Source organism: Luteimonas salinisoli, from assembly GCF_013425525.1.
Taxonomy (GTDB): Bacteria; Pseudomonadota; Gammaproteobacteria; order Xanthomonadales; family Xanthomonadaceae; genus Luteimonas; species Luteimonas salinisoli.
On the sequence record NZ_JACCKA010000064.1, the window covers coordinates 48,566 to 58,044 of the forward strand.

Here is a 9,479-nt window from a genome sequence, read left to right on the forward strand (position 1 = left end):
CGGCGCCATCCACCCATGGGGAGAGAACAACGTGCTGCAGAAACGCATCGTGCGCATCGCCGCCATCGCCTGCCTGGTTTTGCCGGGGATGGATGTCCTGGCCTCTCCGCCGGAGGCGTCCTTCGTCGTCTTTGGCGACAGTGGCTACATCCCGTCCTACGAGCAGTTCGACGACGACGACGTGCCGATGCGCACGCTGGGCGAATACCTGGCCGTCGAGGCGGAGGAGTGGCTCGAACGCAATCCCTCGCTGGACGGATTCACGCCCACACCGTGGACGTTCGAGTCGGCGCTGGGCAGTTTCGTCCCGGCCAGCGGCATGTATCCGGTCGCCTGGGCGATGGACGACTACTGCAGCACCTGGGGCTGCGATTTCGCCGCCATGGTCGGCGACAACATCTATCCGGACGGTGCCACCCTGGGCGCGGACGGGATTTCGGACGCGCGCCGCTTCCGGCAGATGCTCGACCAGCCGTTCGGGCGGCTCGGCGAGGGCGTGGCGGATTTCCGGATCTACGCAATGCTCGGCAACCACGACTGGCGGATCTCGCGGGAGGCGGCCCTGGCGCAGATGGCCTACCTGCAGCAGCACCCCAAGTTCGAAATGCCGGACCTGTTCTACCGGGTATCCCCGCCGGGGCTGGAGGACCAGCTGGAGCTGTTCGTCATCGACACCGAAATGCTGCTGGCCGGCGCCGCCGTCCACAAGGACAACCTGGACGAGGAAGGCCGCGAGTTCCGCACCGGCGAGATGGAGGAGTGGGACCCGCACATCAGGGCACAGACCGACGCCGAACGGAATATGGTCCCCTGGCTGGAGGACGCGCTCGCGTCGTCCAGCGCGAAGTGGAAGATCGTGATCGGCCATCACGCGCTCTGGTCCGGCGGCGGCAGCAAGTTCGAGAAGGCGCGATCGCTGCGCGAACTGTACCTGCCGATCCTGTGCCGCCATGCCGACGCGTATTTCTCCGGCGACGACCACGTGCTGGAGGCGTACACCGACGGCTGCGAGGGCATCGACGGCGCGCGGCCGGAGCCGCTGCCGGTGTTCGTCTCCGGCGCGGCGTCGAAGTACCGCCCGCTCCACCCCGGGTTCATGGCCCGGCAGGCCGAGGCCAATCCGCAGATCCGCAACCTCTGGTCGAAGGGCGCAACGTGGGGCTTCATGCACGCGCGCACCGACGGCGACACGCTGATCGTGCGCCTGCTGACCACGCCGGGGGACTCCTCCGGCCGGCCGGTGCTGGAGGCGGAGTTCTCCTTCCCACACCGCTCGGCTGCGGCAGCGGACTGAGGCTGGCCGGCGCAAGCGCCTGTCGCGCCGCCTCCGGCCAGGGGCCGCCGCATCTGCCGCCGGTGCGGTTCGGCGCGAGTGCGGCGGGGCCGCGTCCGCTGTTCCTGGGGATGCGGCCGAGCGTGTCCGGGCAAGGCCGGGCGCGGGTGGCCATCGGCGCCGCGCCGGCGGCGCGGCGGCTTGCTACGCTGTGGCGATGGGTTACGAACGCTACGGATCGCCGACGCCCCCCGGCGGCGCGCGCTGGCGCGCGCGGCTGGCGCTGTACTGGAAGCTGGTGCGCGGCGACCGCCCGATCGGCTGGCTGCTGCTGCTGTGGCCGACCTGGTGGGGGCTGTGGCTGGCCGCGGGCGGGGTGCCACCGCTGTGGATCCTGTTCGTGTTCACCGCTGGGGTATGGCTGACGCGCTCGGCCGGCTGCGTGATCAACGACTATGCCGACCGCTGGCTGGATCCACTGGTCGAGCGCACCCGCGAGCGGCCGCTGGCCAGCGGCGCGGTGCGCGGGCGCGAGGCGCTGGCGCTGTTCGCGGCGCTGATGCTGGTGGCGCTCGCGCTGGTGCTCACCCTCAACCGTCTGACGGTCTATCTGAGCGTGATCGGGGTGCTGCTGGCGGCCAGCTATCCCTATCTCAAGCGCTATACCTACCTGCCGCAGGTCTACCTGGGGCTGGCGTTCGGCTGGGGCATCCCGATGGGGTTCGCCGCGGTGCAGGGCGAGGTGCCGCCGATCGCATGGGTGCTGTACGTGGCCAACATCTTCTGGGCCACCGCCTACGACACCTGGTACGCGATGGTCGACCGCGACGACGACCTGCGCGCCGGGGCCAAGTCCACAGCGATCCTGTTCGGCGACCTGGACCTGGTGGCGCAGGGGGTGCTGTACGCATTGGTGTTCGTGGCGCTGGCGCTGGTGGGGCGGCAAGCTGGGCTGGGCGGCATCTACTGGGCCGGGCTGGGCCTGGCGGCGTTGCTGGTGGTCTACGAGTTCCTGCTGGCGCGCTACCGCGACCGCGAGGCGTGCTTCAGGGCGTTCCTGCACAACCACTGGGTGGGGATGGCCGTTTTCGCCGGAATCGCGCTGGACCTGGCGCTGCGCTGAGCGCCGGCGCGCCGGCTCGGCTCCGGCATGGCACACTCGACCCGCCCGCGGGGAGCGGGTCAACCAGGGAAAGCGAAGATGAAATCGATCGGTGGATTGATGTTCGTACTCGGGCTGGGTTCCTTCCTGCTCAATTTCATGAACATGGAGTTCAAGCTGCTGACGTGGATCGACAACTGGGGGCCGACCGTCGGGACGATCATCCGGGTGGTCATGATCGTGGTCGGGGTCGCGCTGTGGGTCCTCGGCAACCGGCAGGAAAAGGCCGTCGCGGCCGGTTGACGCGACGCTGCACGCGCCCGCGTCCCCTCTCTCGGGGCGCGGGCGCGGGTCCGGCAGGGGAACGCGAGCCGGCCGGGCTCCGCAATCTCGACATCGCGGCGGGAGCGCCGCCGCCGCAGGCGCCCACGGATGCCGGCCAGTTCCACCGCCGGCGAGCCGCGCATCGCCCAGTGCCGGGATTCAGGGCGTCCGCGCGCAGACCCAGGCGTCCACGCGGCCGACCCCGGCGCGGTGCAGCGCCCGCGCCGCCGCGTGCAGGGTGGCGCCGGTGGTCATGACGTCGTCGACCAGCGCCACATGCGCGGGCAACCGTCCCGACGCCGCGAACGCCCCGCGCAGGTTGCCGCGGCGCGCCTGCGCCACCAGGCGCGACTGCGGCGCGGTCGCGCGGGTGCGGCGGAGGCCGCCTTCGAGCAGCTCCAGCTCCAGCGCCCGCGCCAGCGGCCTTGCCAGCTCCAGCGCCTGGTCGTAGCCGCGTGCGCGCAACCTGCTGCGGTGCAGGGGCACGGCGATCAATGCCTCCGGGCGGGGCGTCGCCGCCAGCGCCCGCGCCATCCACTGCGCCAGCAGCCTTCCCGTGGCGAGGTCGTGGTGGAACTTGAAGCGCGGCAGCAGGCGGTCGAGCGGGAAACCGTAGACGAAGGCGGCATGCGCCTCGTCCAGCGGTGGCGGGCGCGCCAGGCATGCACCGCAGACCATGCCGGATGCGGCCAGGCCGGCGGCCGGTTCCGGGAGCGGCAGCGCGCAACGGCGGCAGGCCGTGCGGTTCCAGGGCAGGGCGGCCGCGCAGTCGGGGCACAGCCCGTCGGCGGCGCTGCCGGCTTCGCGACAGACCGGGCAGCGCGGCGGGCACAGTGCGCGGCCCAGCCGCGCCAGCCAGCCGTCAACCTGGCGCGCCGGGTTCAGGTTGACAGCCATCGGCATGCTTTCCAGACTGCCGCATCCGCACCGTCGCGTCTGTCGGAAACCTGCCATGCCCGCTGTCAGCCAAGCCGACCCCGCCGCCGCTCCACGCCAGGACTGGAGCCGCAGCGAGGTCGAGGCCCTGTTCGAGCTGCCGTTCCCCGAGCTGCTGCACCGCGCCGCGGCGGTGCACCGGCAGCACTTCGATCCGGCCGAGGTGCAGGTCAGCACCCTGCTGTCGGTCAAGACCGGCGGCTGCCCGGAGGACTGCGCGTACTGCCCGCAGGCGCAGCGCTACCACACCGGGGTCGAGGCCACCAAGCTGATGAGCACCGAGGCGGTGCTGGAGAAGGCGCGCCAGGCCCGCGCCGCCGGGGCCTCGCGCTTCTGCATGGGCGCCGCCTGGCGCTCGCCGAAGGATCGCGACATCCCCAAGGTCGCGGCGATGATCCGCGAGGTGAAGGCGCTGGGGCTGGAGACCTGCGCCACCCTGGGCATGCTCAGCGGCACCCAGGCCGCCGCGCTCAAGGACGCCGGCCTCGACTACTACAACCACAACATCGACACCGACCCCGAGTACTACGGTGCGATCGTCCACACCCGCGAGATGCAGGACCGCCTGGACACCCTGGCGCACGTGCGCGATGCCGGCATGAAGACCTGCTGCGGCGGCATCGTCGGCATGGGCGAGACCCGGCGCCAGCGCGCCGGCCTGCTGTGGACCCTGGCGACGCTGCCGGCGCACCCCGACTCGGTGCCGGTCAACCGCCTGGTGCAGGTGGCCGGCACGCCGCTGGCGGAACGGAACACCGTCGCCGAACTGGACCCGTTCGAGTTCGTGCGCACGATCGCGGTGGCGCGCATCCTGATGCCCAGGTCGATGGTGCGGCTGTCGGCCGGTCGCGAGGAAATGAGCGACGAGCTCCAGGCGCTGTGCTTTCTCGCCGGCGCCAACTCGATCTTCTACGGCGAGAAGCTGCTGACCACCGGCAACCCCGACACCGAGCGCGACCTGGCACTGTTCGCGCGCCTGGGCCTGCGGCCGATGCGGGTCGATGTGGACGCCGGCGGCCACGACCACGGCGGCACCGTGCATGCCGACATCGTCGAATGCGCGGGCCGGAGCCGGGCCGCATGATGCCCTGGTACGCCTGGGCGTACCTCGCGCTGCTGGCGTTGATCGGCCTGGGCAATTTCGCGGCCGGGCTGCGCGGCGGCCGCCGCATGGTGGTGGCGGTGCTGCAGCTGGTGGCGGTCGCGGTGATCGCGCTGGGCGTGGTGCTGTTCTATCGCGGCAGCGGCGCGGGGCTGGGGTTCATGGCCGCGCTGTTCATCGCGGTGCTGGTCCAGGCGCGCAAGTCGGTGGCGGATGCTGCGGAGCTGCGCGAGCGGGACCTGGCGCCGGCGGCGCGCGTCGGCGTGGCGCTGGGCGGGCTTGCGCTGCTGCCGGGGATCGCCCTGGGCGGCCTGGCGGCATGGGCGCAGCAGGGTGGTTGACCGCGTCGACCCGCGCGAACGCATCGCCGCGCTGCGCGCCGAGCGCGCGGCGCGCTCGCGCCTGCGCGCGCGGCGCACCGTCACCCGCCGCGACGGCGCCCGCTGCGAAGTCGACGGCCGCTGGCTGCTGAACTTCTGCGGCAACGATTACCTCGGCCTGTCGCAGCAGTTCCAGGTGGTCAACGCACTGATGGACACCGCCGCGCGCGACGGCGCCGGCGGCATCGCCTCGCATCTGGTCTGCGGCCACCATGCCGCCCACGACGCGCTCGAACGCGAGCTCGCCGACTGGCTGCAGGCGCCGCGCGCGCTGCTGTTCGGCAGCGGCTTCCTGGCCAACCTGGCGGTGATGCAGGCGCTGCTGGGCGAGGGCGACGCCTGCGTGCAGGACCGCCTCAACCACGCCAGCCTGGTCGACGGTGCGCGCCTGTCCGGCTGCCGGCTGCGGCGCTATCCGCATGCCGACGCCGAAGGCGCGCTGCGACAGCTGCGCAGCGTGCCCGGCGGCGCCGCGATACTGGCCACCGACGGTATCTTCAGCATGGACGGCGACATCGCCCCATTGCGCGAACTGGCGCTGGCGGCGCGCGCCCAGCGCGCGCTGATGTACGTCGACGAGGCCCACGCCATCGGCATGGCCGGCCCCGACGGCCGCGGCAGCGTGGCCGAGGCGCGGCTGGAGCTGGACGCGGTGCCGCTGCGGCTGGTCACGCTCGGCAAGGCGCTGGGCGGCTATGGCGCCGCAGTGGTCGGGACGGCCGACCTGATCGAGCACCTGGCCGGCACCGCGCGCCCCTACGTCTACACCACCGCGCTGCCGCCGGCGCTGGCCGCGGCCTCGCTGGCGGCCGTGCAGCTGGCGCGGCGCGAGCACTGGCGCCGCGAGAAGCTGGCCGGGCTGGTGCGGCGGTTCCGCGGCGCGGCGCGCCGGCGCGGCCTCGAACTGCTGCCCTCCGACACCGCGATCCAGCCGCTGCACTGCGGCGGCGATGCGCGTGCGCTGGCGATGTCGAAGCAGCTGGAAGAGGAAGGCTACTGGGTCGCGGCGATCCGCCCGCCCACCGTGCCCGAGGGGCAGGCGCGGCTCCGCGTCACCCTCTCGGCGCTGCACGAGGACGCGCAGGTGGATGCGCTGGTCGAGGCGCTGGCGCGCGCCCACGACCGCGTGCCGCCGCCGGCCGAGCCGGCCGCCGTCCCCGGCGCATGAGCGGCGCGACCGACGTGGCGGCGATGCTCGCCGGCCTGCGCGTGCACGCGCGTCCGGGAGAATACGTGTTCGTGACCGGGACCGACCCTGGCCTAGTCGGCCACGCCGAAGCCAGCGTGCGCGAGGACGAAGGTCTGTGCTGCGTGCTGCGACGCGAATACGCCGACGCAATGGGGCTCGACTACGGCTTCGTGGCCGCGTGGTTGACGCTGGAAGTGCATTCGGCGCTGGAAGCGGTCGGCCTGACGGCGAGGGTGGCCGCGGCGCTCGCCGCGCAGGGCATCGCCTGCAACGTGTTGGCCGGCTTCCACCACGACCACCTGCTGGTACCTGCGCCCCGGCGGGACGACGCGCTCGCCGCGCTGCGGGTGCTGGCGAGGGAGCGCGACCGGTGAGCGCACTGCACGTCGCGGTCGTCGGACGCGGCCCTGCGCTGGTGCTGCTGCACGGTTGGGCGATGCACGGCGGCGTGTTCGCCCCGCTGGTCGAGCGCCTGGAGGACGACTTCACTTTGTACGTCGCGGACCTGCCTGGCCACGGCCACAGCGCCGACGCGACAGCGCCGCTGGCGCTGGAAGACGTGGTCGCCGAACTCGTGTCACGAGTGCCGCCGGCGCTGTGGCTCGGCTGGTCGCTGGGCGGGCTGTTCGCGCTGCACGCGGCGCTGTCGCGTCCGGAAGCGGTCCGCGGCCTGGCGATGCTCTGCGCCAGCCCGCGCTTCGTGCGCGACGACGCGGACGGCGACTGGCGCCATGGCATGTCGGCGGAGATCTTCGCCGGGTTCGCCGCCGGCCTGCGCGACGATTGGCGCGGGACCCTGGAGCGCTTCATCGCCCTGGAGGCGTTCGGTTCCGACCATGCCAGGGAGGAACTGCGCACGCTGCGCGATGCCGTGTTCGCGCGCGGGGAGCCCGCGGCGGGCGTGCTGGCGGCCGGGCTGGAGTTGCTGCAGGCGGCGGACCTGCGCCGGGCGCTGCCGGAGCTGCGCGTGCCGAGCCTGTGGCTGGCGGGCCGCCGCGACCGGGTGGTCGATCCGCGGGCGATGCGCGAGGCCGCCGCGCGCGCGCCGCGGGCGCGCTTCGCGCAGGTCGAGCACGCCGGGCATGCGCCGTTCCTCACCCATGCCGACGACGTGGCGGACGCGCTGCGCCGCTTCGCTGCCGCGGTGAGCCAGTGAACGGGTCGCCGGCGATCGCCGCGTCGGCGGGCGGGAAGACGGCGCGAACGCCTGGCAGGTGCCGGAGCGTCGTTCCCGACTCGCGCTCCGTGCGCCCGGTCCTGGGCCGCGCTCCCGCTTCGTCGCTTCTCCGTCCATGCCTCCGACCGCGGTTCCGATCCGCACCCTGCCGATGAGCCCGATGTTCGACTCCCGCCAGATCCGCCGCGCCTTCGGCCGTGCCGCGCGCAGCTATGCCGGTGCCGCCGACCTGCAGCGCGAAGTCGAGGACTGGCTGCTGGAATCGCTGATGTACCTGGACGACACCGTGCCCGCCACCGTGGTCGATCTGGGCAGCGGACCCGGTCGCGCCGCCGCGGCGATGCAGGCGCGCTGGCCGAAGGCACGGGTGCTCGCGCTGGACCTCGCGCTGCCGATGCTGCGCCAGGCGCTTCCGCGCCGCGGATGGCTGGGCGGGCTGGGCCGGCAGCGCGCGGTGCTGCCGGTCTGCGCCGACGCCGCGGCGCTGCCGCTGGCCGACGGCAGCGTCGACGTGTTGTTCACCAGCCTGTGCCTGCAGTGGGTGGAGGACCTGCCGGCGGCGCTGGCCGGATTCCGCCGGGTGCTGCGGCCGGGCGGACTGCTGCTGTGCTCGACGTTCGGCCACGACACGCTGCACGAGCTGCGCCAAGCCTTCGCCCAGGCCGACCAGGCGCCGCACGTCAGCCCGTTCGCCACCATCGCCCAGTTCGGCGACGCGCTGATGCAGGCGGGGTTCCGCGATCCGGTGATCGACCGCGAGCTGATGCGTCGCGACTACCCCGACCTCGCCGCGCTGATGCGCGAGCTGCGCGCGCTCGGCGCGACCAACGCGCTCGCCACGCGCCGCCGCACCCTCACCGGCCGTGCGCGCTTCGCCCGCGCCGCCGCCGCATACGAACCGCTGCGCGGCCCCGGCGGGCGCCTGCCGGCGAGCTGGGAGGTGATCACGGCGATGGCCTGGGCGCCCGATCCCGGGGCACCGATCCGCGAGCGCGGCGCCGAGATCGCCAGTTTCCCGGCCGACCGGATCCCGCTGCGCAGGCGGCGGTGAGTGGGCCATCTGGCGGGGGCGCGCCATGCGCGCGAAGGCCCGGTGCCGGCTGCAGCATCCGGGATTTGCCGCCACCCCGATCGGAACCGCCCGCGGTTTTCGCGGCCATGGGCCGCTCCTACAGGGGCGGGGTATCGGGCTGTAGGCGCGCGCCATGGGTGCGAAGACCGGCGCCGGCTGCCGCGTCGCCCAGGATTCAGCGGCTCCGCCCTAGACTCGCGGCAACCGGACTCTTGCCCATCGTCATGCGTTCACGCCTGCCCGCACTTCTCGCCGCCGCCCTCCTCGCCGCATCCGCGCCGCTGCTGCTCGCGCAGCAGCGCGGGGAGATCGACCTGTCGGGGATCGATCCGGCGTTGGTTCTGGCCAGCGCCGAGGACGTGATGATGCGCGCGCCGGATCGCGACATCGATGCGCTCTACCAGGCGGTGCGCAGCGCCTCGGAATCGGAGACCGAGGCGCGGACGCTGTGCGCCCTGTTCGATCCCGATGCGGACCGCAGCCTGTTGGGCATGCAGCGCGCGGCCAGCGCACTGGGGCCGGCCAGCCAGGAGCGCTTCGTCGGCGCGGTAGCGGCGATCGCCGTCAACGGTACCCAGGGCCAGCGCCAGCCCTACGATGCCGCAGCCGCCGAGCAGGTGCTCAAGCAGGCGGGCGTGACCGCGATGCTGTTGCACGACGGCTTCATGACCGGCATGGCCGCCACCGGCAGCGATCCGGGCAGCCAGGCCGCGCGCTGCCGCTCGTTCCGGCAGCTGGTCGACGTGCTGCAGGACTTCACCCGCGACCAGCGCGCCGCCGCCACGCGCTTCCTGCTGTTGGAGGGCCTGACCCGGTACGGCAGCGAGCTGTAGGAGTGCGCGGTGCGCGAAGGCGGGAGCGTCTAGCCGGAGACCTGGCCCGTCCAGTCCTCGAGGTTGTAGTAGTTGCTGACCCGCGCGATGC

The 9,479-nt window shown here is 73.2% G+C and carries 11 protein-coding genes; 10 read left to right on the top strand and 1 reads right to left on the bottom strand.

Annotated features, from left to right (window positions below; all coding sequences use genetic code 11):
* Nucleotides 1-31: 31 nt before the first annotated feature.
* The 3 genes from H0E84_RS10925 (at nucleotide 32) to H0E84_RS10935 (ending at nucleotide 2,678) form a co-directional block, all read left to right on the top strand.
* Entirely contained in the window at nucleotides 32-1,294 is a 1,263-nt protein-coding gene (locus tag H0E84_RS10925) for a metallophosphoesterase (RefSeq protein ID WP_219339702.1), read from the top strand.
* A gap of 196 nt (nucleotides 1,295-1,490) precedes the next feature.
* Nucleotides 1,491-2,396, top strand: a complete 906-nt coding sequence (gene ubiA, locus H0E84_RS10930; RefSeq protein ID WP_180678681.1) for a 4-hydroxybenzoate octaprenyltransferase — start codon at nucleotides 1,491-1,493, stop codon at nucleotides 2,394-2,396.
* 78 nt (nucleotides 2,397-2,474) lie between these two features.
* Nucleotides 2,475-2,678: a hypothetical protein gene (locus tag H0E84_RS10935; protein ID WP_180678682.1), complete on the top strand. Its 204-nt coding sequence runs from the start codon at nucleotides 2,475-2,477 to the stop codon at nucleotides 2,676-2,678.
* A 180-nt stretch (nucleotides 2,679-2,858) separates the two neighbouring features.
* Here the strand turns inward: H0E84_RS10935 and H0E84_RS10940 are convergent, their stop codons facing one another.
* On the bottom strand, nucleotides 2,859-3,602 hold the full coding sequence (locus H0E84_RS10940) for a double zinc ribbon domain-containing protein (RefSeq protein WP_180678683.1): 744 nt from the start codon (nucleotides 3,600-3,602) through the stop codon (nucleotides 2,859-2,861).
* Between the two features lie 49 nt (nucleotides 3,603-3,651).
* Between H0E84_RS10940 and bioB the strand changes: the two genes are divergently transcribed.
* The 7 genes from bioB (at nucleotide 3,652) to H0E84_RS10970 (ending at nucleotide 9,388) form a co-directional block, all read left to right on the top strand.
* Entirely contained in the window at nucleotides 3,652-4,719 is a 1,068-nt protein-coding gene (gene bioB, locus H0E84_RS10945; RefSeq protein WP_180678684.1) for a biotin synthase BioB, read from the top strand.
* Nucleotides 4,716-5,078 (top strand): hypothetical protein, encoded by a 363-nt coding sequence (locus tag H0E84_RS20500; RefSeq protein ID WP_257644182.1) that lies wholly within the window; start codon nucleotides 4,716-4,718, stop codon nucleotides 5,076-5,078. The genes bioB and H0E84_RS20500 overlap by 4 nt, the downstream gene beginning before the upstream one ends.
* Nucleotides 5,071-6,285 (top strand): 8-amino-7-oxononanoate synthase, encoded by a 1,215-nt coding sequence (gene bioF, locus H0E84_RS10950; protein ID WP_345776305.1) that lies wholly within the window; start codon nucleotides 5,071-5,073, stop codon nucleotides 6,283-6,285. Before H0E84_RS20500 ends, bioF begins: the two co-directional genes overlap by 8 nt.
* The gene (locus H0E84_RS10955; protein ID WP_180678686.1) at nucleotides 6,282-6,680 is read left to right on the top strand and encodes an ACT domain-containing protein; all 399 of its coding nucleotides are present in this window, start codon (nucleotides 6,282-6,284) and stop codon (nucleotides 6,678-6,680) included. Before bioF ends, H0E84_RS10955 begins: the two co-directional genes overlap by 4 nt.
* 5 nt (nucleotides 6,681-6,685) lie before the next feature.
* Nucleotides 6,686-7,462, top strand: a complete 777-nt coding sequence (gene bioH, locus H0E84_RS10960; protein WP_180678694.1) for a pimeloyl-ACP methyl ester esterase BioH — start codon at nucleotides 6,686-6,688, stop codon at nucleotides 7,460-7,462.
* Between the two features lie 172 nt (nucleotides 7,463-7,634).
* On the top strand, nucleotides 7,635-8,534 hold the full coding sequence (gene bioC / locus H0E84_RS10965) for a malonyl-ACP O-methyltransferase BioC (protein WP_180678695.1): 900 nt from the start codon (nucleotides 7,635-7,637) through the stop codon (nucleotides 8,532-8,534).
* 245 nt (nucleotides 8,535-8,779) lie between these two features.
* Nucleotides 8,780-9,388, top strand: coding sequence for a hypothetical protein (locus H0E84_RS10970; RefSeq protein ID WP_180678687.1), 609 nt, complete (start codon nucleotides 8,780-8,782; stop codon nucleotides 9,386-9,388).
* The last annotated feature ends 91 nt before the right edge of the window (nucleotides 9,389-9,479 follow it).